This window comes from Phyllobacterium sp. 21LDTY02-6 (assembly GCF_023554255.2).
In the GTDB taxonomy this organism is placed as follows: Bacteria; Pseudomonadota; Alphaproteobacteria; order Rhizobiales; family Rhizobiaceae; genus Phyllobacterium.
This window is the reverse complement of sequence record NZ_JAMJWD020000003.1, coordinates 126,376-149,128: the sequence shown is the minus strand read 5'-3', so window position 1 is coordinate 149,128 and position 22,753 is coordinate 126,376. Positions and strand designations below refer to the sequence as shown.

Annotated in this window: 18 protein-coding genes; 9 read left to right on the top strand and 9 right to left on the bottom strand. The window is 61.3% G+C overall.

Annotated elements, in window-relative coordinates; genetic code table 11:
* Window positions 1-130 precede the first annotated feature (130 nt).
* Window positions 131-1,330: an MFS transporter gene (locus tag M8997_RS12165; RefSeq protein ID WP_250017703.1), complete on the top strand. Its 1,200-nt coding sequence runs from the start codon at window positions 131-133 to the stop codon at window positions 1,328-1,330.
* 58 nt (window positions 1,331-1,388) lie between these two features.
* Here the strand turns inward: M8997_RS12165 and M8997_RS12160 are convergent, their stop codons facing one another.
* A complete protein-coding gene (locus M8997_RS12160) occupies window positions 1,389-4,589 on the bottom strand; it encodes an autotransporter domain-containing protein (protein ID WP_250017706.1) in 3,201 nt (1,066 codons plus the stop codon).
* A 209-nt stretch (window positions 4,590-4,798) separates the two neighbouring features.
* Complete coding sequence (locus M8997_RS12155) at window positions 4,799-5,380, bottom strand: DUF1349 domain-containing protein (protein WP_250017708.1); 582 nt, start codon at window positions 5,378-5,380, stop codon at window positions 4,799-4,801.
* A gap of 392 nt (window positions 5,381-5,772) precedes the next feature.
* On the opposite strand from M8997_RS12155, the gene M8997_RS12150 reads away from it, so the two are divergent.
* The 8 genes from M8997_RS12150 to M8997_RS12115 all read left to right on the top strand — a co-directional run bounded on the left by M8997_RS12150 (window position 5,773) and on the right by M8997_RS12115 (window position 15,191).
* Complete coding sequence (locus M8997_RS12150; RefSeq protein WP_250017710.1) at window positions 5,773-7,422, top strand: ABC transporter ATP-binding protein; 1,650 nt, start codon at window positions 5,773-5,775, stop codon at window positions 7,420-7,422.
* 214 nt (window positions 7,423-7,636) lie between these two features.
* The gene (locus M8997_RS12145) at window positions 7,637-8,128 is read left to right on the top strand and encodes a MarR family winged helix-turn-helix transcriptional regulator (RefSeq protein WP_250017713.1); all 492 of its coding nucleotides are present in this window, start codon (window positions 7,637-7,639) and stop codon (window positions 8,126-8,128) included.
* Window position 8,129: 1 nt separating this feature from the next.
* Complete coding sequence (locus M8997_RS12140) at window positions 8,130-8,828, top strand: SDR family NAD(P)-dependent oxidoreductase (RefSeq protein ID WP_250017715.1); 699 nt, start codon at window positions 8,130-8,132, stop codon at window positions 8,826-8,828.
* A gap of 1 nt (window position 8,829) precedes the next feature.
* Entirely contained in the window at window positions 8,830-10,161 is a 1,332-nt protein-coding gene (locus M8997_RS12135; protein WP_250017727.1) for an FAD-binding oxidoreductase, read from the top strand.
* A gap of 103 nt (window positions 10,162-10,264) precedes the next feature.
* The gene (locus M8997_RS12130) at window positions 10,265-11,941 is read left to right on the top strand and encodes a peptide ABC transporter substrate-binding protein (protein ID WP_250017729.1); all 1,677 of its coding nucleotides are present in this window, start codon (window positions 10,265-10,267) and stop codon (window positions 11,939-11,941) included.
* Window positions 11,942-12,008: 67 nt separating this feature from the next.
* Entirely contained in the window at window positions 12,009-12,959 is a 951-nt protein-coding gene (locus tag M8997_RS12125) for an ABC transporter permease (protein ID WP_250017732.1), read from the top strand.
* A 10-nt stretch (window positions 12,960-12,969) separates the two neighbouring features.
* Entirely contained in the window at window positions 12,970-13,857 is an 888-nt protein-coding gene (locus M8997_RS12120; RefSeq protein ID WP_250017734.1) for an ABC transporter permease, read from the top strand.
* An 11-nt stretch (window positions 13,858-13,868) separates the two neighbouring features.
* Window positions 13,869-15,191 carry an FAD-binding oxidoreductase gene (locus tag M8997_RS12115; protein WP_250017736.1) on the top strand — a complete coding sequence of 441 codons (1,323 nt, stop codon included), beginning with the start codon at window positions 13,869-13,871 and terminating at the stop codon, window positions 15,189-15,191.
* A gap of 53 nt (window positions 15,192-15,244) precedes the next feature.
* Here M8997_RS12115 and M8997_RS12110 read toward each other — a convergent pair whose 3' ends face one another.
* The 7 genes from M8997_RS12110 to M8997_RS12080 all read right to left on the bottom strand — a co-directional run bounded on the left by M8997_RS12110 (window position 15,245) and on the right by M8997_RS12080 (window position 22,735).
* Window positions 15,245-16,204, bottom strand: a complete 960-nt coding sequence (locus M8997_RS12110) for a substrate-binding domain-containing protein (protein WP_250017738.1) — start codon at window positions 16,202-16,204, stop codon at window positions 15,245-15,247.
* Between the two features lie 30 nt (window positions 16,205-16,234).
* Window positions 16,235-17,227, bottom strand: coding sequence for an ABC transporter permease (locus M8997_RS12105; protein WP_250017740.1), 993 nt, complete (start codon window positions 17,225-17,227; stop codon window positions 16,235-16,237).
* A gap of 47 nt (window positions 17,228-17,274) precedes the next feature.
* Window positions 17,275-18,042, bottom strand: coding sequence for an ATP-binding cassette domain-containing protein (locus M8997_RS12100; RefSeq protein WP_250017743.1), 768 nt, complete (start codon window positions 18,040-18,042; stop codon window positions 17,275-17,277).
* 118 nt (window positions 18,043-18,160) lie between these two features.
* Window positions 18,161-19,504 carry an ArgE/DapE family deacylase gene (locus tag M8997_RS12095; RefSeq protein ID WP_250017746.1) on the bottom strand — a complete coding sequence of 448 codons (1,344 nt, stop codon included), beginning with the start codon at window positions 19,502-19,504 and terminating at the stop codon, window positions 18,161-18,163.
* A gap of 389 nt (window positions 19,505-19,893) precedes the next feature.
* The gene (locus M8997_RS12090; RefSeq protein WP_250017748.1) at window positions 19,894-20,709 is read right to left on the bottom strand and encodes an ABC transporter ATP-binding protein; all 816 of its coding nucleotides are present in this window, start codon (window positions 20,707-20,709) and stop codon (window positions 19,894-19,896) included.
* Window positions 20,706-21,767: an iron chelate uptake ABC transporter family permease subunit gene (locus tag M8997_RS12085; protein ID WP_250017751.1), complete on the bottom strand. Its 1,062-nt coding sequence runs from the start codon at window positions 21,765-21,767 to the stop codon at window positions 20,706-20,708. Before M8997_RS12085 ends, M8997_RS12090 begins: the two co-directional genes overlap by 4 nt.
* Window positions 21,764-22,735: an iron ABC transporter permease gene (locus M8997_RS12080; protein WP_250017753.1), complete on the bottom strand. Its 972-nt coding sequence runs from the start codon at window positions 22,733-22,735 to the stop codon at window positions 21,764-21,766. The genes M8997_RS12085 and M8997_RS12080 overlap by 4 nt, the downstream gene beginning before the upstream one ends.
* Window positions 22,736-22,753 lie beyond the last annotated feature (18 nt).

Genomic DNA, 22,753 nt, shown 5'->3' with positions numbered 1-22,753 from the left:
ATCGCTGTCCGGCCTGAGCCCGGATAGGCCCGCTTGATCGTCGTCATGCCGGTTGACGGCTTTGTGAACGGCCGCACAGCCGGTGAAGTGCTAGGAATGCCCCCGGCGATTGCGTCGAGAGGGGGCGCCAATGATAAATAACCAGATGCACCGGCAGGTATTCCTGCTCGCCACCGCGCAAGCACTGTTCCAGACTGCATCGGTGCTGGTCGTCACTGTCGGTGGTCTTGCGGGCGGAGCGATCACCGCCCGGCCGGAACTGGCGACGCTGCCGGTAGCGGCCATGTTGCTTGGCACCGCCTGTGCCACCTTTCCAGCATCGATGTGGATGGCGCGGGTAGGCCGGCGCACGGGGTTCATTACCGGCGCCGCTCTCGGTGTTGCCGGCGGCGTGCTTGCCGCACTCGGCATCTGGCTGGGCTCGCTGCTGCTGCTGTCATTCGGAACCCTGCTTGTCGGCGCCTACCAGGCCTTCGCGCAATTCTACCGCTTTGCCGCCAGCGAGGTCTCCGACGAAGCTTTCAAGTCCAGGGCGATATCGATCGTTCTCGGCGGTGGCGTAGTCGCCGCCCTGGCAGGACCGATGCTCGGCCAGATAGGCGGGCCCATCCTGCAGCCGGAATATGCCGGTTCGTTCCTCCTTCTGTCGCTTGTCTCGCTGATCGCCGCCTGCCTGTTGATGGGTTTGAGGGTACCGGCGGTGCAGGCCGTGGCCGAAAACACCGGTCGCGGCCGGCCGCTGGCTCAGATCGTGTTTCAGCCCACCTATTTCGTCGCGCTGTTCGGCGCTGTCACGGGCTATGGCATCATGATCCTGGCGATGACGGCGACACCCATCGCCATGACGCATCATGATCATGACCTGGCAAGCACCGCGACGGTCATCCAGTTGCACGTGCTCGGCATGTTCCTGCCGTCCTTCGTCACCGGATCGCTGATAGCCCGGTTCGGTGTCCTGCGCATCATGCTTGCCGGCCTCGCCCTGCTTGCAGGACACGTGCTCATGTCGCTCAGCGGAACCGGCTTCAGCTCGTTTGCGGGTGCTCTCGTCCTCCTGGGGATAGGCTGGAACTTTCTTTATATCGGCGGAACGGCCCTGCTGACCGGCACCTATACGGCTGCCGAGAAAGGGCGCGCCCAGGCGACCAATGATATGACGATCTTTGTCGTTGGCCTTGCCTGTTCGTTCGGCTCCGGGGTCCTGCTGCAATATGTCGGGTGGCAGGCGCTGAACATGCTGCTCCTGCCATGGATGGCGATTGCCGCGCTGGCATTGCTCTGGCTCGGCTATCGCCAGCGCCGTGTGATGGAGCCGGCCGACGCCGGCTGAACAGAGGCAGCGATTGCTGCCGGTCGGCTTGCTGCACGCTTACAGCTGCCCTCCAGTCTCAGAACCGCACTGCAACCTCTGCGGTGATGGAATTGTCGTTGGCGCCAGTGGAATAGCGGCCGGTATAGCCAAGGCCGAGTGTCGTCCGCCTGCCTATGTTGACGTCCAGTCCCGCTTCGAGGTTGAGCGCATCCTCCGCGATTGGCAGGCCGCTGACGGTGAACGGCGCGCCCCCCGCAAAGGCGTAGCGGCCGGTTGGCACGACATCCCCCAATGAATGCTGCCAGCCGAGCATGCCATGGCCGACAATGCTGATCATGTCATTGACCGCGAAAGTCCGCGAGGCCCGGAGGCCGAGTGTCGTCGTCGTCACGTCCGACGTGCCGGGCAGACCAGACAAGGCCGTGGGGCCGCCCTGTTCGGCAAAGCCCTCGGTCTTCATGTGCGCACGGCTGACGCCGGCAAATGGCTCGAACACGGCAAATGGCGTGGCGATCGTGTAACCGACCTCGCCGAAGAACTGAGCCGTCTGCGCACCAAAGGCGGCCTCGTTCTTGTCGATAATGCCGAACCATTGGGCCGTGCGGCTGCTCTCGATGTCATGCTGTGCCAGATTGACACCAAAGCGAAGGCCAAGCGCGTCCCATTGGGTGCCGGCATAGACACCCATCTGGTAGCTGTCCACATTGGCATTGCCCCTGGCCGAATTCAGCGATGTGTTGCCGTATCCAGCCATGAGGCCAAGCCGCCAGGTGTCGGCCACGATGCCATCCAGACCGGTAATGAGCCCGCCGCTTCTGCCCGTTTGACCGGAAGCATTGCCGTCGCCATCGACACTGGACCAGGTTCCGTAAGCCTCTCCCCAAAGCGTGACGGTGCCAGCGGGCCTGTTCTTCGGGTCGATGCTTGCGAAAGCCTGTGCCGACGTGGCGCCTGGAAGAGGCGCATAGGCGAGGGGCGCGGTCGTCGGTTGTTCTTTCGCTGCAACGCCACCGAAAGCGCCGCGGACCCGGTTCGTCACCGCGTCCGATGCGAAATGACCCGCCGTCATCACCGCCCCGCCTACCGTGGCGTTCACTTCGCCGCTGAGCAGGTCGTAATTGGCCGCATCTTCGATCTTGGAGAAGAGCAACTTGTTGAACAGCGGATTGCCGAGGCCGAGCGATTTGACGGCCTCGCCGACCGCATTCTGATTTTGGCTGTCGGCACCGGCCAAATTCAGTTCCTGCGCCCCGGCGATTTCTTCCACCGGGTTCTGTTTCTCGTTGTCTATGCCGGCCACGGCCGGCTCCTGCACCAGGTGGAATCCCAGCAGCACGTCCTTGTCGGTATAGTCGAGCTTGGCGCGGACATATCTGTATTGGGGCGTGACCGTTTCGAACGTGCCCTTCAGTTCGCCCGCGGTCAGAACGGCGTACCGATTATCGAACAGTCCCTTGATCTGGTCCTCGCTCAGCAGCGCCGGTTCATCGACCATCCGGACAGCCACCGTTCCACCGTTGATGGTGGCTGTCTTGCCGACCAGGATGCGATCGGCTGTGGTCTTGTCGGCGGCAATCTCGATATCGAGCGTGCTGCCCGATTCAAAGATGGCGTCATCCCGCACGTGGAACTCGCCGACCGAATTGCCGGGTGAAACCGTGCCGCCGCGGGAGACATGCAGTCCGGCGACGGTGCCGACGCCGTTCAAATGGCTGCGCACATCCACAAGCCCGCCGAGCGTGCCATTGACGGTAAGCATGCCATCGCCCGCGACCGTCGTGCCGGTGAAGCTCTGTGCAAAATCGCCATCAACCGTCAATCGTCCAGGTCCGGCCTTGAACAATTCTCCGCTACCGGAGAGTCCGCTGGACAGGGTGACATTGTTCGACTTGTCGCTGATATCCAGCGTCCCGCCGCCTGCTTCTATTGCCAGATCCCGGCCGAGACGGGTAAATTCGCTACCGTCGATGCGCAACTTCCCCTTGTCCAGGCGCAGCTTGGCGCTTGATGGACCGAGGGCGGCATCCTCGGTCACAACCACGGTACCATTGTCGGCGACGAGGACTTCGTCGATGAAGCTGTGATCGTCGATGCAATAATCCTGTACGGACTTGGCGTAACGCGCATTTCCGCCGGCGCAATCGAGTAGCGTCTTCTTCTCCGCCTCTGTCAGGTCTTTCAGCTCATTCGGGATGATCGGAAGCGGCGGAGGATTCGACGAATCTTTTTCCACGATTTGCCCCAGATAGACGTCCCGGCGCAGATTGTTGCGTGTCAGATGGAAGATGCCGGCATTTTCGGCAAATGTGGAAGCATTGCCGTTCCAGGCCAGGCGAACCTTGTATTGCTCGCCTTCGGCGGTTTCGTCATATTTCTGCAGGATAGGCCCAACCCAGCGCAGATTATGCGCGAAAAGAGCATGATCCGATAATTTACCGTCGCGTTCCGGCTTGTCGATGATGCCGACATATTGGTCGTCCGGCCGATCGTTGATGACATACCATTTGGCGAAAGGTCTCGCCGGCATGATATGGTCGATCTTCACGCGGTCCCACCCATTCCAGCCTTTTATGTCACCATCGCCCGCCATGGTTGGCCAGGTATAACGTCCATCCTGCAATGCGTGGCTCTCAAACAGCTCTCGCTCGCTGTCCGTCTGGACGAGCTGATATTGGTGCTTGAAGGTATTCAATGTTGTCGGTTCATTGCCTGCCTTGGGATAGGTGGCTCCTTGCGGCAAGCCCTGCTCTGAAACGTCACCCGCATTGAAATCGCCAACAAGAAAAGTGGGCAGTTTCCTATCGCCAGCCCACGACACGAGCTGCCTTGCCTGATCGAGGCGGCTTGTTGGTCTGCCTGGGTTGAGGTGGACCGAAACCATCGTCGTTTCCGGCCTTTCCTTGGTTCCATCAACAATAAAATGACGTCCGTCCCCAAACGTTGACGCCCCGGGCGGTGTATTGGTGCCTATGATGCCGGGCAGGCGACTGATAACAGCGTCACCCGAGGCCGGTTGCGCACCCCGATAGGTATGGACCGATTGTGCTTCGTTCAAAGCCGTTTTCATCGACGCTAAGATATATACTTCCTGCAGCGCGATCACGTCGAACTTGCCGTTGAGAAAGAAGGTCACGATCTCTTTCAACGGGGCCGTTGCGAAAAAGTCCACATTATAAGTGAGGATCTTAATCGAATCCTCGGCACTATTGCCGTGCGTTATACCTGCGAGGAATGAAAACAATATCGTCGTGCAATAAAGAATATTATTCTTTTTCATAATGAAACCTGAAAACAATAAAATATAAAAATGCAGGGAAAATCTGCCGTCGAAACTATCGCTCGTTCCTAGCGCAGGAATGTATAAGTTTAGTGACAGTCCGCTCCGACGCCGGACAAACCGCTCGGCGTTTGACGAGCGAGTGGGATTCGTCGATATGCCGCGGCGTGTCGTCCGGGCACCCTCGACGCTGCGGTCAGTTCCAGTCGCTAGTCATGCAGCCGGGCTTCGATAGGCGGCCCTATGACGAGATCGCTGAACGTGACCTCGAAACCCTCGCGCTGCGGAGAACAGCCCATGATGCCGACGCAAACCGTTGCCGACGGGGGAAAATATGCAAGGCGCACGGGCATCCAATGCCCGGTGGCGGCATCGAGATATTGCACGCGCACGGCTTCCCTGTGGCGGGTGAGCCTTATCCTGACGTCGGCGGTGCTGGCCGGGATCTGCACGAGCGACCAGTCGGAAGCATCATTGGTGACGACGACGGAGAGATACATGGTGCCGTCGGTGAATTCGATGCCGGCCTTGATCCAATGCGTCTCGCTCAGCCGCATCATCAGGCCGGCCTGATCGTAAAGGGCCTCGTACTTGCCGTTTATGGTCACTTCGGCGGTGAAGTCGCCACTCACCGCCCTATGGAGGAAATGACCATTGTCGCGCCAGAAACCATAGAAGGTCTCGCGCCAGAAATCCGTGTCCTTGCCGGTCCTCATCTCCAGTGCGTCGCCCGCGATCCGGTAATGCGGCGGTTCGTTCAACCAGGTCAGTTCTTCGAAAGGGCCGGGCATTTTCATCTCCAGGGCTGCGCTCGATGCTTGCGGCCCATCTTGGATCAGCGCCTGATGGCCCGCAAGGGCGCGAAAGCCGGTCGATCACGCCCTGTCACTCTCATTAATGTGAGTTGATGCGCCATTGCCGCCCGGTCTATGGTTCTGCCTCACTTCTGGACGGCCGAATGACACTTTTTGTTATCACATTGCTGAGTTTTATCGCCCTTGTCTGGCTGGGCTCGCTCTACATGCCGAATTGACGCCGGCAACGGCTCTTCCTGCGCTAAGGCAAATCAGCGGCACAGACATCGTTGTATTCCACGATCCAATCGAGCATGATGCTGCAATGCAGCGCCGTTGCCGCCGCGATGGCAGGCGCCGGGAACCTATCGATCGGAAAGGAATGCCTGATGATGACGAATGCAGCCGGGAACAGCGCCATCGTCAAAGGGGAGGCTATCCTCACAGTCGAAAATCTGACCATCGATCTTCCGAGGGGAATGGAGCGACGCCACGCGGTCGAGGACATTTCCTTCGAGCTCCGTTCAGGCGAAATCCTGTGCATCATCGGCGAGTCGGGTTCGGGAAAGTCCGTTACCGCGAATGCCATCATGGGCCTGCTGCCGTCGTCGATCCGTCCCAGCAGGGGCGCGATCCGCTTCAAGGATATGGACATCCTCAAGGCGAGGGAGGAGGATGTGCGCGCACTGCGCGGCCGCGCCGTCTCGATCATTTTCCAGGACCCGCTCTCCGCACTCAACCCGCTGATGACCATCGGCTCGCAGATCGCCGAGGTCATGGAAGTGCATGGTGTCGGAACGCCGCAAGGCCGGGCACAGGCGGTGCTCGATCTGCTCGATGAGGTGGGGCTTCCCGATCCGCTTCTCATACAGCACCAGTATCCGTTCCGGCTGTCGGGCGGACAACGGCAGCGGGTGATGATAGCCATGGCCCTCGCGCTCGGCCCGGACGTGCTGATCGCCGACGAACCGACGACGGCGCTCGATGTGACGACGCAGGCGCAGATCCTGGAGCTGATCCGCAAGATCCAGCGCGACAAGCATATGAGCGTCATGTTCATCACGCACGATTTCGGGGTTGTCGCCGAGATTGCCGATCGGGTCGTCGTGATGGAGAAAGGCAAGATCGTCGAGCAGGGAAAGGCGGATGACGTGCTCAATCATCCAGCGCATCCCTACACGCAGCGCCTCACGGCCGCCGTTCCGCGGATGCGGGACAAGGACAGGCTCAGCGATGCGAAATCGCCCGTCGTGCTTGAGGTGCAAAAGCTCAACAAGATCTATACGAGCGGCGGCAGTTTCTTCACGAAGGGGCGCCGGGTCCATGCCGTGAACGATGTGAGCTTCAGCATCCAAAAAGGCCGCACGCTCGGCGTCGTCGGCGAGTCGGGTTCCGGAAAGTCTTCGCTCGGACGCGTCCTCCTCAAGTTGATGGACGCGGATGGCGGCAGGATATTGTTCAACGGGCAGGACATTGCCCCGCTGGACGCCAATCAATTCCGGCCGCTGCGGCCATATATACAGATGATTTTCCAGGACCCGTTCGCGTCGCTCAATCCGCGCCACACGATCGGGCAGATTCTTGTCGTCGGGCCGATGGCGCACGGCGTCAGTGCCGCGGATGCAAGAGCGAAGGCGCTTGAACTTCTCAAGCTCGTCGGTCTGGATGAAGGCGCTTACAATCGCTATCCGCATGAGTTCTCGGGCGGGCAGCGGCAACGGGTCGGCATTGCACGCGCGCTGATGTTCGATCCCGCGCTTCTCGTTGCCGATGAAGCCGTATCGGCGCTCGACGTTTCAATTCAGGCGCAGATCCTCGAATTGCTCACGAAGGTCCAGAAATTGCTCGATGTGGCGATGATCTTCATCACTCACGACCTACGCGTGGCAAGCCAGATCTGCGACGATATCGCGGTGATGTATCGCGGTCAGATAGTCGAATTCGGGCCGCCGTCGCAAATCTTCCGCAACCCCGCGCATGCCTATACCCGCCGGCTCGTCTCGGCGATACCGGGCAGCCAGTGGGAACCTGCTGCCTGATCTTTGCGCTTGGCGTGCACGTCCGGCGCGCGTTTCGCCTAACGAACGGGCAAGTCCGTTCCTGACATCATATTCCTGCTGGCTTGGGCAAAATAATAGTTGCATTTGTCCACTATTTGCCGAAGCATGCAAATTGAAAGCTGCATAACAAATTCAGAGCCCTGGAAACCCGGACGAGTGAGAGCGTGTCGGGCGCAGCGAAGGAATTTGCCCGATGCCGGAGACAGCGCGGAAACCGACGACGATTGAACATGTCGACCTCGACGTGCTCGAGAACACATTGAGCTTCTACATCCGTACGATGAATATCGCAGTGTCGCGCGACCTGGACGAGCGTCTGGAGGGATGCGATGTGGCGCGCGGCACCGGAAAGATCACCACGCTGCTTCTTGTCGACAGTCATCCCGGGATCCGGCCGTCGGTCATTGCCCAGATCATCATGAAAGACCGTTCCGCCATGGGGCGCCTTATCGATCAGATGATCGACCATGGCCTGCTGATCCGGAAAACGTCGGAACGCGAACGCCGGGCGCACGAACTGTTCGTGACGCCGAAAGGCGCCGAGCTTGCCGCGGCCATCCGGCCGATCGTCACCGAACAATCCAGACAGTTCTTCTCGTTCATTGCCGAGGACGAGCAGGCCCAGGTCATGGACATATTGCGGCGCGCATACCGGAGGATGGTCGGCATGCCGGGGGAGCAGTGATATGAGCGAAGAACGTGTCGCCCTTATATCGGGAGCGAGCAGAGGCATCGGCGATGCCATCGCCCGGGCGCTTGGCGCCGCGGGATGGCGGCTGTCGCTGGGTATGCGCAGTCCGCAATTGCCGCACTGGGCCGACCAGGACCGTGTGCATCTCTTCGAATATGATGCCAATGATCGATCGGCCGAGGCGGCATGGGTCGAGCGGGCTCTATCGAAGTTCGGACGGATCGACGCGATCGTCGCCAATGCTGGCATCATGATCCCGAAGAACGTCATCGAAGCGGATGACAGCGATCTCGATGCGATGCTGGCCGTCAACGTCAAGGCTCCGCGCCGGCTGGTTGCAGGAGCCTGGGACGCCCTTGGCAAAAGCGGCAGGGGCCGCGTGGTCATACTCGGGTCGCTCTCCGGCAAGCGCGTCAAATCCGCGGGCGCCGGGCTCTACTCCATCTCCAAGTTCGGCGCCGTGGCACTGGCCCATGGCATTCGCCACGCCGGTTGGGACCTCGGCATTCGCGCAACGGCGCTATGTCCCGGGTTCGTCGCAACGGACATGGCGCGGGCCCTGACCGATCGCGCCGACGATCTCATGACCGATCCCGAAGACATCGCCCGAATTGTCGCGATGCTGCTCGACCTGCCGAATGAGGCGAGCGTCGCCGAATTTACCGTCAATTGTCAGTTAGAGGAACTCTATTAAAATGCCCGGTCCCTATGTGGTGCGCGTTCATGGCGACGAAAACCTGCCCGAGAAAGTCGACGTCGTTGTTATTGGCGGGGGTATCATAGGCACCTCGACGGCGCTGGAACTCGCCGAGCGCGGTCAAAAGGTTGCACTGTGCGAAAAGGGCGGCATCGGTCAGGAACAGTCCAGCCGCAACTGGGGCTGGGTGCGCATCTCGCGGCGCGACCCGCGGGAAGTGCCGCTCATGGCCGAAGCGCTGCGCATCTGGTCCGGTTTCGACAAAAGGCTCGGCCGCGATACCGGCTACAAGCGCGCCGGCATCATATTCGCCTGCCCGGACGACAAGTCCTATGAAGAGCATGAGAACTGGGGCAAGAATCTGGAAGGATACCAGCTGCCCAGCCGCATGGTCAGCGGCAAGGAGCTCGACGAACTCCTGCCGGGCGGCAACATGAAACTCAAGGGCGCCCTGTACACGCCGGCCGACGGCCGGGCGGAACCGCAAAAAGCAGCCCCCGCCGTCGCCGAAGCCGCGCGCGACAAGGGTGCGGCCATCCTCACCGAATGCGCCGTACGCGGCATCGAGACCTCGGGCGGCAAGGTTTCCGGCGTCGTTACCGAACGCGGCCGTATCGCCTGCGACGCCGTCGTACTGGCTGGCGGCGCATGGTCCAATCTCTTCTGCGGCCTGTACGGCATCGATCTGCCGCAACTCAAGGTGATGAACACCGTATTGCGGACGAAACCGCTGGAAGGCGGACCGGAATCCGCCCTCTGGTCCAAGGATTTCGCCATTCGCAAGCGCCAGGACGGCGGCTATACCATCGCCTCCGGTCACGAGAATATCGTCGATATCGTGCCGAAATCGTTCCGCTACGCGCGGAATTTCCTTCCCGCCCTCAAAATGGAGTGGGGTTCTCTCTCGTTTCGCCTTGGCGGTCGCTTCTTCGACGAAGCGCGCATGCCCACGCGCTGGAACATGGATGAAGCAAGTCCGTTCGAATATAACAGGGTGCTCGATCCCAAGCCTTCGCTGAAAATGTCGGACAAGGCCTTCAACGGCTTGAAAGCTGCCTTTCCGGTTTTCAACAAGGCCGAGATCGCCCAGCGTTGGGCGGGCTATATCGACGTGACGCCCGACGCCATTCCCGTGATTTCCGCCGTGGACCAGGTTCCGGGCTTTCACATCGCGACGGGGTTCTCAGGACATGGCTTCGGCATCGGCCCGGCGGCGGGCCGCCTGATGGCCGATATCGTCACAGGCCGCCCGCCTGTCGTCGACCCCGCGGAATTCCGCTTTTCCCGCTTCAGCGATGGCTCGAAGGTGCGACCGCTCAGCGGGTTCTAGGATCGGCGTGGTTGAGGAGCCACGCGATGACGAGAATGCTCTGCCGATGGGCAGATGGAATGCAGACTGGAACATTGAACGAACCAATAAGAAGGGAAACACAATGTCTGACAAGCATCGAAATTCAATTCTCCATCCCAACCGACGCCAGGCGCTGGCGATGATGGGTGCCGTGGGCGCAGCCGGACTCGTCATGCCGGGCGCGCTCGGCCGCGACAAGGCTTATGCGGCTCCACCATCGGCTCCCAAGGGCCAGGTCATCATCGGCTTCTCGCAGGAACCCACGGTCTTCAATCCCCACCTGCTGCATATCGAAGTGGATGAGGGGATTCACTTCAGCGTCTTCGACCCGCTGTTCAACGTGGACCCGGAAGGAAAATTCACGCCGGCCCTCGCCGTCGAGGTTCCGACAGTGGAGAATGGCGGTATCTCCGCCGATGGTCTCAACTGGAAGGTGAAGCTCCGCGACGACGTGAAGTGGCATGACGGCAAGCCGTTCACCGCCGAAGACGTCAAGTTCACGCTCGACCTCGTCGTCGACCAGGATTTTCGCAGCGCGCGGCGGGCAGGGCACGACCAGGTTCGCGACATCAAGGTGGTCTCGCCGACGGAAATCACCTGGCGGATGGAAAAGCCATATGCGCCCTATGCGTCGATCCTGGCGGCGACCTTCATCGTTCCGAAGCATATTCTCGAACCGGAGAAAGACAGAAACACCGCACCGTTCAACAATGCGCCTGTCGGTACGGGTCCGTTCAAATGGGTCGAACGGGTCGCGGGCGACCACATCGAACTTGCCGCCAATACGGATTACTATGGCGATGGTCCCTATCTCGAGCGGGTGATCTACAAATATATTCCCGATCTCACGGTGCTCTACACCCAGTTCAAGACCGGCGATATCGACGTGACCGGCCTGCAATGGATCACGCCCGACCACTATGACGAGGCAAAGGCGCTGGAAGGAAAGACGGTCCAGACGGTGCCCGGCGGGACTGTCGAGTCCGTTACCTTCAACATGGAAAAGCCGCAGTTCAAGGACCCTGCCGTTCGTCAGGCGCTGTATTATGCGCTCGACAAGGCGACCATCATCGATGCGCTGTATTACGGGCTGCCCACCCCGACAGAAACCTACATGCCGCAGCAATCGTTCTATTTCAATCCCGATCTGCCCAAGCACGAATTCGACATCGAGAAAGCGAAGAAACTGCTCGACGATGCCGGCTGGCAACCGGGCGAAGACGGGATCCGCGCCAAGGATGGGGTGCGGCTTTCGTTCTCGAATTCGACCACGGCGGGCAACCATCTCCGCGAACAGCTGCAGCAGTTCATACAGCAATCGTTCAAGGACATCGGCGTGGAAATGACCATCTCCAATTTGCCCCCGGCAGTGATGTGGGGCGAATACTGGATGCAGTCGAAATTCGATTCCGTTGTCGTCGGTCTCGACTTTCTCACCGGGCCCGATCCCGACACGTCGGACTATTTCGCCACGGGTTCGATCAACGCCAAGGGAGGAGCGGGCCAGAACACGTGGCAATACTCCAACCCGGAAGTCGACAAGCTCTTGACGGAGGGTGGACAGGTTTTCGTGCCGGAAGAGCGCAAGAAGGCCTATCTCAAGATACAGGAGATCATCCGCGCCGAACTGCCATTCCTGCCGATCTATCAGTACGCAACGATACGCGGCCGCAAGAAGGGCATGACCGGCTTTACCCCGAATGTGAACAACCGCATCGATACCTGGAACATCGGGTCCTGGTACTGGGAAGAGGCATAGGACCGGAACGGGCCGGGCGACAGGCCCGGCCCTCAGTGCCGTCGAATCCGTATCGGAGATCGATAAAATGACACGCTACATATTGAACAGGCTTGGACAAAGCCTCGTGCTGCTCGTGCTGGTATCCATGATCGGCTTCGCCGTGCTCAATCTCGCACCGGGCGGTCCATTATCGCAATTCGCGCTCACTCCGGGCATGACCCAGGCCGACCTCGACCGGATCTCGGCGCAGATGGGCCTCGACCGGCCGTTGATCGTGCAATATGCCGACTGGTTCTGGCGGCTGCTGCGCGGCGACTGGGGCCGCTCGTTCCGCGACGGCCGCCCGGTTCTCGACGTCATCAGCGGCCATTTCGGGGCGACGCTGCTGCTGATGGGAACCGCAACCGTCATCTCGGTGACGATCGGCACCTGGGTCGGAATCAAGGGGGCGACCAAGCGCTACTCCATCTTCGACTATGCCGCGACGGTCGGGGCCATGGTCGCGTTGTCGATCCCGACATTCTGGTTTGGTCTGGTCGCGATCTACATTTTCTCGCTGAAGCTGGGCTGGCTGCCGGCAGGCAACATGTACACGGTCGGCGACGGTTCGTTGCTGGACTATGCCATTCACCTGATCATGCCCGCCATGGTTCTGGCGTTGGTCGATGTGGCGGTCTGGAGCCGTTACATGCGCACGGCCACGCTCGAGGTGATCAATCAGGATTTCGTTCGCACCGCCCGCGCCAAGGGCATGACGCAGCGCCGCGTGCTGATGAAGCATGTGGTAGGCAATGCCTTGCTGCCGATGATTACGCTGGCCGGCCTGCAGGTGCCGACGCTGCTCGGCGGCGCTCTCGTCACCGAAACAGTCTTCACCTGGCCGGGGATGGGCCGGCTTTTTCTCGACAGCCTCGGCTATCAGGATTATCCGGTGGTGATGGGCCTGCTGATGTTTTCGGCCATTCTCGTTCTTCTCGGCAATCTTGCGGCAGACTTGCTCACGGCGCTCGTCGATCCGCGCATCCGATTGACATAGGGGGAGAGCAATGTCCGTTTCTGCAACACCCGCCACCCGTCCCGCCCGGTCCCACTGGTGGAACAGCCGTACCTTCCGGCGTTTCGCCCGGCACAGGCTTGCTGTCCTTGGCGTCGTAATGGTCGTCATTCTGACGCTTGCCTGTATCGTGGGGCCCTACCTGCTGCCCTACACCGACCTCTACATCGATCTTCGCGCGCGTTTTTCACCGCCGCTGACGGGATATCATTTTCTTGGCACCGATCCGCTCGGACGCGATCTTGCCGCCCGCCTGTTGATGGCGGGCCGAATCTCGATGCTCGTAGGGTTCGCCGCCATGGTCCTGAGCACGCTGATCGGCACGACGATCGGCGTCGTCGCGGGCTATTACGGCGGACGGATCGGCACCGTCCTCATGCGCTTCGTCGATTCCGTCCTGTCGTTTCCCAGCATCTTCCTGCTGCTTGCCCTGGCCGCATTCATCAAGCCCAGCCCGATCATGATCACGGTCATCATCGCGATCACCAGCTGGATGGAGGTCGCGCGTATCGTCGAGACCGAGGTGCGGTCGCTGCGCGAGCGGGATTTTATCGTGGCAGCGCGCATGCTTGGCCTTAGCCACCGCTGGATCATGTTTCGCGAACTTCTGCCCAATGCCATGGGCCCCATCATCGTCGCGGCGACGCTGACCGTGGCAAGGGCGATACTGCTCGAAGCCTATGTGAGCTTTCTCGGCTACGGCATTCAGCCGCCGCTGCCGAGCTGGGGAAACATGCTCAACGGCGCGCAGCAATATCTGCAATCGGCGCCGTGGCTGGCCATTGTTCCGGGCGTGGCGATCGCGCTTGCGGTGACCAGCGTCAACTTCATTGGCGACGGCCTGCGCGATGCGCTGGATGCCCGCAGCGATCTGAACTAGGGGAGGCGGCATTGCCGAAATTCTCCCCATTCGACGCTACGCTCTGGTACGCGACGGCGGCACCTGCGCCGGACACCTCGCCCTTGGCCGGCACGATCAGGGCGGACGTGTGCATCGCCGGCGGCGGTTATACGGGTTTGACGACCGCGCTGGAACTTGCGCGTTCAGGTGTGAAGGTCGTTCTGCTGGAGGCGCAGGAGGTCGGGTTCGGCGGTTCGGGCCGCAATGCCGGACACTGCACCCCGACATTCACGCATTACGCCCTGCCGGAGCTTCGCGAGATGCTGGGCGAGCCATGGGCCGAGCGGCTGATACAGCGTCAAACCCGCGCCAATGACCGCGTCTCCGCGATGATTTCGCGTTATGGGATCGAATGCGAGTGGCAGCAGAACGGCTATGTGATGGGCGCGCACACCCCGAGTGCAATGGGCGGCATCGAAAAGAAGGCGCGCGAATACAATGCAGTCGGTGCGAGGACGCGTGTCCTGGACAGGCGCGAAGTCGAGGCGATGACCGGCAGCCCTCGCTTCCACGGCGGCTGGTTCCACTCCGAGGCCGGACATCTCAATGCGCTCGGCTATGCGCGCGGACTTGCGCGCGCCGTCATTTCGGAAGGCGGTGCGATCCATACGCAATCGGCGGTGACAAAGGTCGAGCGGCAAGGCGGGGGATGGGCGGTCAAAACGCCGGCGGGCCAGGTGATTGCGGACAAGGCGATCTTTTGCACCGGAGCCTATACCGTCGGCGGCTGGCCGGGCCTCGACAGGACGTTCAAGATTCAGCGCGTCTTCGTCGCGGCAACGGAGCCGCTGCCCGAAGACATGCGATCGAGCGTGCTGCCGCAAAACACCACGATCCATGACGGGCGCGGAGACATCTTCGTCTACAAATACGATGCCGATGGACGCATAGTGGCATCGATGTTCCCGATGGGTCCGCGGGGCAGGGATATCTCCTATACGAAGCAGGTGATGACCGACCGGCTGAAGTGGCTTCATCCACAAATCCGCCAGGACCTGCGCTGGGATTTCTTCTGGTTCGGCGAACTGGACATGCAATATCGGACCATCCCGAGATTGTACGACCTGGCGCCCGGCATCGTCGCTCTCACCGGGCTCTCCGGACGTGGCGTCCCGACGGGGAGCATGCTTGGCGGCGTGTTGTCGGAATGGGCACTGGGCGTGCCTGAAAACGAGCTGGCGCTCAGGCTCGAACCCTTGACGGCGACGCCCTCCTACATGAGCTTCGGCCCGCAATTGATGCTTCGCTACTACCGCGTGAGAGATTGGCTGACTGCCAGGCGGGATGGCGCGGAGCTGCCCCCGCACGCCTGATCCGTCTGCGAGGAACAGGCAGGCCAGCCCGGCCCGCCTGATCTTGCAACCCGTCAGATGCAGTTGCCCTTGTAGAGATATTTGACGATACCCGGCTCGCCGATGTTCGCCTTGGTGGCGGTCACGGTGCCCGTGCTGATCGGCGTGGTGATCGGCTCGCCCTTGACGGCCGCAACCGCCTGTTTGAAGCCCATGTAACCCATTTCATAGGGTTGCTGGATCACCAACGCGTCGAGCAGACCTTCGTTCAGGGCCTCGATCTCGCTATCGTCGGCATCGACCGCTATGGCGGCTACGGTCTCGGCCGTCTGGGTGGAGCGTATGCCGCCTGCGACACCGATCGCCGGATTGTTGGATTGGGAAACCACGCCGATCAGGTCGGGATTGGCGCTCATCAGAGAGACGAAGGCCTGCTGCGCCTTGGGTATATCCTCGCTGGCAAACTGATTGCCGATATAGGTGAGGTTGGGATAGTTCTTGATCTCCTCCTCGAAACCCTTGATGCGGGCATCGACGGTGGAGATGCCGGGAATGCTGTTGATCTGGGCCACCTTGCCCGACTTGCCCTCCAGCGCCTTGGCGAGCGCCTTCGCCGTTTCGCGGCCGACAAGTTCATTGTCGGTGCCGACGACGGCCGAAAGTACCGACGGATCATCGAGCGTGGTATCGACGGCGACGATCTTTGCGCCATTGGCGGCGGCTTCCATCAGGGGCGCGATAAGGGCGGTGGAGCTCGTCGGATCCAGTACTATCGCCGACGGGCTCGTTGCCATCACGGAGTTCAGGACCGGGATCTGCTCGGAGGCCGAATAAGTCGGCGCAGCCTGGATCTTGACTGCCACGCCGAGTTCCGTTGCGGCAGCGCGCGCGCCGCAGGCAATTGCTTCGTGGAAGCCGCTGTTGCGCTGGCCGAGAACCAGCGAGATGCTGACGTCGTCCGCCGCCCTGGCAACACCTGCCGTCAGGGCGGTGGCAGCGAGAAGAAGCCCAAGTTTCTGCATTGTTTTCGTCATTGTTCCCTCATTATGGTTGGTGTTCGGTAATCAGGATGAGCGCGAGCGTCGGCGGTACTGATCGAGCAGGACGGCAGCGAGAAGAACCATTCCGACGGCTACTTCCTGCCAGAAGCTCGGCAGTCCGACGATGATCAGGCCGGAAGCGAGCACGACGGGGATGAACACGCCTGCGGCAGTGCCATACATCGAGCCGATGCCGCCAAAGAGGCTCGCGCCACCCAGCACAACGGCGGTGATCGCTTTCAGATTATCCATCGAATGGCCGGAAATCGTCGTCGAGGAAAAGCGGGCGAGGGTAAGGTATCCGGCCAGACCGGCGCACAGGCCCGAAATCACATAAACGATGATCAGGTGTCGCTGGAGTTTGACGCCGGCGCGCCGCGCGCCCTGTTCGTTGGAGCCTATCGCATAGGTGTAGAGCCCGAAGCGGGTCATGTGGAGTACGACGCCGCCAATGATCGCAAAAATGCACGCAATCAGCACGATGACGGGAATGCCGCCAATGCGGCCGATGCCGATCGAGTTGACGATCGAGCGGGGAACGCCGGTGAGGTCGATGCCGCCGGTCAGCAGACGGGCAAGGCCAAGCGCAACGCCCATGGTGGCGAGCGTTACGATCAGCGGCGTCAGGCGTGCGCGTGCAATCAGGATACCGTTGATCAGGCCCCAGGCTGCGCCCGACAAGAGCGAAACGACCAGGCCGAGAACAGGTACCCAGGCCGCATCGGAACCCGTGGCGCGCATGGTGATGACGGAAACGACACTGGAGAAGACGAGAACCGCGCCAACCGAGAGGTCGATGCCGGAGGTGACGATCACATAGGTCATGCCGACCGCCAGGATCATCATCATGGATGCTTCGATCGCCATGTTGCGCAGGTTGATGCCGCTGAGAAACGCGGCCGGCGCCATTATCATGAAAATAACGATGATCAGGATCAGCGAGCCGAAGATCATCAGTTCCGGACTGTCGAGGAGCTTGCGCAGGAATGGCGCCGGCGGCGGGGTGTCATGCTGCATCGGAGATTGTTCCCTGGTCATTTTGGCAGAAGTCGCAGCGTGGATCGTCATGCGGCGGCCCCTTCAGGTTCGAGGGCGCCGGTCATCGCGCCGACGAGATCGTCGGATGTGATGGCGCTCGTGGTATAGGTGGCGACGCGGCGGCCATGGCGAAGCACGGTGACGCGATCGGAAACGGCAAGCACGTCCGGCATGCTGTGGCTGATGAGGACGACGGAAACCCCGGTGTCGCGAACGCGGCGAATGAGCTCGAGCACGTTCCGCGTCTGGGCGACGCCGAGCGCGGCAGTCGGCTCATCCATGAATACCACTCGCTTTGCCCACATCAGCGCACGGGCAACCGCAATGCCCTGCCGCTGGCCACCGGAGAAATTTGCAACGGCGGCACGAATGTCGGGCACGCGGACACCCAGTCGGCTGAACGATTCCTGCGCGTTGATGCGCATTCGCGACTTGTCGAGAAAACCAAGGCGGCCAAGGACCCCGGGCGCCGCAATCTCGCGGCCCAGATAAAGGTTCTGGACCGCATTGAGGTCCAGCGCCAGAGACAGATCCTGGTACACGGTTTCGATGCCGTGGGACCGGGCATCGAGTGGGCTGCCAAAACTGACGAGCTTGCCATCCACGTAGATCTCGCCACTATCGGGCGCGAGCACGCCGGACAGAATTTTGGTCAGGGTGGATTTGCCGGCGCCATTGTCGCCGATCAGCGCCACGACTTCACCCTTGTGGATATCGAAACTGGCGCCCTGCATGGCGCGCATCTGCCCGAAACTCTTTTCGATGTTGCGGGCAGAAAGGATGGGGATGGTCATACAAGTCTCCAAGACGCTTGGTGATCAGGGCGATGAACTGACGACTGATAATTTAGAACCGGCAATATCGGGCCGGGCTTGTTGCCCGCCGATGGGCGGGCGGCATTGCAGGCCGCCATCAATCGGCGACGCCGCACCATTCGATGATCGCACGGGCATAGATGCGCGCGCATTCGCGCCACTCGCGCAAGTTGATGCGTTCGTCGACGGCATGGGCGTAGCGAATATTGCCGGGTCCGAGCACGACGGCCGGAATGCCCTGGGCCTGAAGGAACGATGCGTCGCTTACCGCATTGAACGAAGCCGTCGGCGCGCGCCCCGACGGTGTCCGGCCAAGCACCGCCGCACGGGCATTGATAAGCACGCCGACAAGTGGGTGGTCGCTGGGCACGTCTGCGGCCGGCCAATTGCTGTGCCAGGCAAACGTCGGCGGATTTTCGCGAAGCCAGGGATCGAGTTGGGCGGCATGGTGCACATGGCGCTCGATCTCGGTCTTGACCGTTTCCGGGTCTTCCTGCGGCGCGTACCAGACGAGATAACCGACATAGGCGTGGTCTGCCATATAACCCACGCTCGGAACGCCGACATCGCCGTGAAAGACGCCGGGAACGAGGGAGAACAGGCCAGCCGGGAAGGCGGGATGGCTCTTGGTGATACCCCATTCATGCTCGAGTTCCTGCAATGCCTGCACTATCTTGATCAGTTTCTCGACGGCATTGACGCCAGCGCTCGGGCCTTCGCCACCGGCGCGAATAGCAGCGCCCCGGTTGCCGGCGTGGGTTCCATGACCCTTGACCGAAATCTCCAGATTGAAATTGCCGGCTGATACCGGAGCAATCGTCAGTGGTTCGGGCTGGGAGGAGGGCTCGGCGACGATGGCGGCATCCGCGCGAAAACCAGCCTTGACGACGGCGGTCGTGCCGTTCTCGTGATCCATCGTTTCTTCACCGACGACGGCATGGAGCTGCAAGTCTCCCTTGAGCCGGATGCCTGCTTCATTCAGTGCAGCAATGGCAAGGCAGGCGGCGGCAAGGCCGCCTTTCATGTCGGTTGAGCCGAGGCCGAACAATTCCTCGCCCTGACGGATCGGTTTCCATGGGTCGCCCGAAGCCCAGGTGTCGGGCTTGAAGGGTGCGACTGTGTCCACATGACCATTGAAAAGCAGGGAACGGCCGCCGCCGGCACCTTTCAGCACCGCTGCCAGATTGATGCGTTCAGGATCGATCGCGACTTCGTTGAGTTCGAAGCCCAGCTTCGACAGGTAGCTGCCGATCCGGCGCGTGCAGGCGGTTTCTCCGCCGATCACGTCCTTGCGGGCAATGCCGGGGAAGTTGGGATTGATGCTGTTGGTGGCAACAAGTTCTTCAAGCAGCTGTTCCGCTGCCGGAGCAAGGCTTTCGATCGCAGCATCGATTTCAGCCGAAAGGCGAGAAATCCGTCCGTCTCTTGCCGGTGTATCCATATTCGTTCCCAAGCTTTGTTCCCCACGCCGCTCTTTGTCGGCCGGCGCCATATGGCTGTCGCCCAGGCAGGCAACATTCACGTCTCCAAAAATGTGAGATATTGTCAGACATCTGTCAACTATCTAATCAAAAAATTGTCCATTCACCACATCCATGCCGGTTACGTTATAAATGACAGGCATGTGCATGGTTCGGAGCAAGGCTTGCTTGCGCGTCAAATTGGCGGAAAACGCCGTATCGGTCCGGCGCCGTCACGCGGGATATCTGCAATGCGGTGGGGGAAGTCTATAAAAGCAATATGCGCCGCGAATGGGCCCGCCCAGGACATTGCATCTTGATGGTGGCTTGATGGGGCTACTTGTCTGACAAATGCCGGAAGGCTTGAGCCTTATGCCGCGTCGCCTCCGGAATTGGCCGAGGCGCGGCGAACACGCGGCACGATCAACGGTGTATCCGTTACCGGATCGGGGATGACGACACAGGGGAGGCCGAATACATCCTCGACCAGCCTTTCGGAAATGATCTCCTTCGGCGTTCCCTGGGCAACGACAGCGCCGTCGCGCATGGTGATCAAGTGGGTGGCATAGCGGCAGGCATGATTGAGATCGTGCAGGACTGCAACCACCGTGCGGCCATCGGCATTGATGTCGGCGAGAAGATCGAGCAGTTCCATCTGGTGGGTTATGTCGAGAAACGTCGTTGGTTCGTCGAGCAGAAGGATCGGGGTCTGCTGCGCCAGAACCATGGCAATCCAGACCCGCTGTCTCTGTCCGCCGGAAAGCTCGTCGACGAGGCGTCCGGCCAGCTCGGTAATGTTGGTTGCCGCCATCGCTGCGGCGACGGCATCCTGGTCCGCTGCAGACCATTGGCGGAACATCGACTGGTGGGGATAGCGCCCCCGCGCAACGAGATCGCCAACAGCAATTCCATCCGGGGCGAGCGAGCTCTGCGGCAGCAGTCCCAGCCGACGCGCCACCTCCCGTGCCGGCAACCTGTCTATGCTGCCGCCATCCAGGACGACATCCCCCCGCGAGGGCGGCAGCAAGCGCGACAAGGCCCTGAGGAGGGTCGACTTGCCACAGGCGTTCGGCCCGACGATGATCGTGAATGAACCGTCCGGGATTGCGACAGACAGATCCCGGGCGATGACGTTATCCCGGTATTGCAATGTCACTGCATCCGCATGAAGACGCGACTTCGTCATTTGCGTCCCTCCCTGGTGAGCAGCCAGATGAAATACAGACCGCCAATATTGAACGTCATCACGCCCACCGGCAGCTCGAAGCCAAGCGCATGCTGGGCGGCCCAATCGCCCGCAAGCAGCAGAAGTCCGCCCATGAGGGCCGAAGGCATGAGCGCGATGCCCGCCGTTCGGGCCGAGCGCCGGGCGAGCTGCGGCGCTGCAAGGGCAATGAATGCGATGGGGCCGGCGGCGGCGGTGGCGAGAGCAATCAGGGCTACGCCGACGATCGCCAGCAAGAGGCGAACATGATTGGGCGATACGCCCGATGCGGTGGCGGCATCATCACCGAGTTCGAGCTGGCGGAGCGGGCGCGACAGGGCGAGCGCCGACGGCGCGAGCAGCGACAGGGCAAGGCCAACCGGGAGCAGCCGTTCCCAGCCGAGACCGTTCAGGGAACCGGCCGCCCACATTGCTGCGGACATTGCCACCTGAAGCTCGGCCTGGCGGATCATCCATACGTTTGCCGCTGAAAGCATCGCGGCAATTGCGATACCGACGATGATCAGGCGGAATCCCTCGACGCCTTGCCTGTAGGTCAGCAGGTAGACGGCGATGGCGGTGGCCATGCCGCCGATCAGCGCGCCGGTCGCCGTTTCATAATATCCACCGGACATCACCAGCATGGCGACGAGCGCGCCCGTATGGGCCCCGGTGGAGAACCCGATGATATCCGGCGAGCCGAGGGGATTGCGCGTCAGCGACTGGAAGATCGCCCCGCTGATCCCAAGCGCCGCACCAAGGAGGATGGCGAGAAGCGCCCGGGGCAAGCGCCACTCCAGAACGATCATCTTCAATGTCTCGTCGCCCTGGCCGGTCAGCGCGCGCGCCACGTCGGAGAGGGGAATGCCGTAATCGCCGCTCGTCATGGACATGACGACAAACAGCAGGATGAGCAGAAGCATGGACATACAGGCAGCGAGCGTACGCCGGCTTACCCGCATGGAAAGTCCGCCCCCCGGGCCGTCCCTCGGCACGCGGACGACCAGAAACCTGTCTCCGAAGTCTGTCGGCCGATTCACAGACCGCTCGCTTTCGCCCGCCGCACGAGCAGGATCAGAATCGGAGCGCCGAGAAAGGCAGTGACGATACCCACCTCAAGCTCACCGGTTTGCAGCAGAAAGCGCCCCATGATGTCTGCTGCCAGCAGCAGGATCGGAGCGAAGACCATTGTTCCCGCAACGATCAGCCGCTGGTCCGGTCCGAGCAGCCAGCGCGCGACATGCGGCGCCATCAGGCCGATGAAACCGATCGGGCCGGCGGCAGCCGTTCCCGCGCCGGCAAGCAGGGTGACGGAGATCGCAGCCAGCAGCCGGGTGCGATTGATGTCGGTGCCGAGCGCACGCGCATTGTCGTCGCCAAGCGCGATCGAGTTCAGGGCCGGAGAAATGAGCGCTGCGATGACAAGCCCCGCGATGATGAAAGGCGCAACGGTCAGCACGACATTCATGTCGCGTCCAGCCAGCGTACCAAGCAACCAGACGCGCATGCTGTCGAAGGCGACGGGATCGAGAAGCGTGATGGCGGAGCCAATGCCGCTGAGTATAGACGTTACCGCAACGCCCGCCAGCAGCAGCCTGATCGGCGTCGATCCCTGCCGCCCGCCCGATCCGATGGCATAGACCAGCACCGTTACGACGATGGCGCCGAGAAAGGCGAACCAGAGCTGGGCGCCGGTCGACTGCAGGCCGAGAAAACCCGCGGCAAGCGTCACGAAAAATGCGGCTCCCGCATTCACGCCGAGAAGACCCGGATCGGCAAGCGGATTACGGGTGGTGGCCTGAATCAGCGCTCCCGACACACCAAAGGCCGCGCCGCAAAGAAGACCGAGCAGGGTACGAGGCAGCCGATAGTCGCGAACGGCGATATGTTCGGCGGAACCTGCATCATAGGCGATCAGCGCATGGAAGACCGTTGGGACGGAGACAGGGCGCGTGCCCGCCGCAAGGCTGAGCAGAACGAGCAGGACGAGGGCCAGGCAACTTGCCATGAGGATGGCGCGTCGGCG

Coding starts and splice junctions, on each gene's coding strand:
- M8997_RS12160 (WP_250017706.1), bottom strand. CDS start 4,589: ATGAAAAAGAATAATATTCTTTATTGCACGACGATATTGTTTTCATTC.
- M8997_RS12125 (WP_250017732.1), top strand. CDS start 12,009: ATGACACGCTACATATTGAACAGGCTTGGACAAAGCCTCGTGCTGCTC.
- M8997_RS12145 (WP_250017713.1), top strand. CDS start 7,637: ATGCCGGAGACAGCGCGGAAACCGACGACGATTGAACATGTCGACCTC.
- M8997_RS12080 (WP_250017753.1), bottom strand. CDS start 22,735: ATGGCAAGTTGCCTGGCCCTCGTCCTGCTCGTTCTGCTCAGCCTTGCG.
- M8997_RS12095 (WP_250017746.1), bottom strand. CDS start 19,504: ATGGATACACCGGCAAGAGACGGACGGATTTCTCGCCTTTCGGCTGAA.
- M8997_RS12105 (WP_250017740.1), bottom strand. CDS start 17,227: ATGCAGCATGACACCCCGCCGCCGGCGCCATTCCTGCGCAAGCTCCTC.
- M8997_RS12140 (WP_250017715.1), top strand. CDS start 8,130: ATGAGCGAAGAACGTGTCGCCCTTATATCGGGAGCGAGCAGAGGCATC.
- M8997_RS12130 (WP_250017729.1), top strand. CDS start 10,265: ATGTCTGACAAGCATCGAAATTCAATTCTCCATCCCAACCGACGCCAG.
- M8997_RS12100 (WP_250017743.1), bottom strand. CDS start 18,042: ATGACCATCCCCATCCTTTCTGCCCGCAACATCGAAAAGAGTTTCGGG.
- M8997_RS12150 (WP_250017710.1), top strand. CDS start 5,773: ATGATGACGAATGCAGCCGGGAACAGCGCCATCGTCAAAGGGGAGGCT.
- M8997_RS12110 (WP_250017738.1), bottom strand. CDS start 16,204: ATGACGAAAACAATGCAGAAACTTGGGCTTCTTCTCGCTGCCACCGCC.
- M8997_RS12155 (WP_250017708.1), bottom strand. CDS start 5,380: ATGCCCGGCCCTTTCGAAGAACTGACCTGGTTGAACGAACCGCCGCAT.
- M8997_RS12090 (WP_250017748.1), bottom strand. CDS start 20,709: ATGACGAAGTCGCGTCTTCATGCGGATGCAGTGACATTGCAATACCGG.
- M8997_RS12165 (WP_250017703.1), top strand. CDS start 131: ATGATAAATAACCAGATGCACCGGCAGGTATTCCTGCTCGCCACCGCG.
- M8997_RS12120 (WP_250017734.1), top strand. CDS start 12,970: ATGTCCGTTTCTGCAACACCCGCCACCCGTCCCGCCCGGTCCCACTGG.
- M8997_RS12135 (WP_250017727.1), top strand. CDS start 8,830: ATGCCCGGTCCCTATGTGGTGCGCGTTCATGGCGACGAAAACCTGCCC.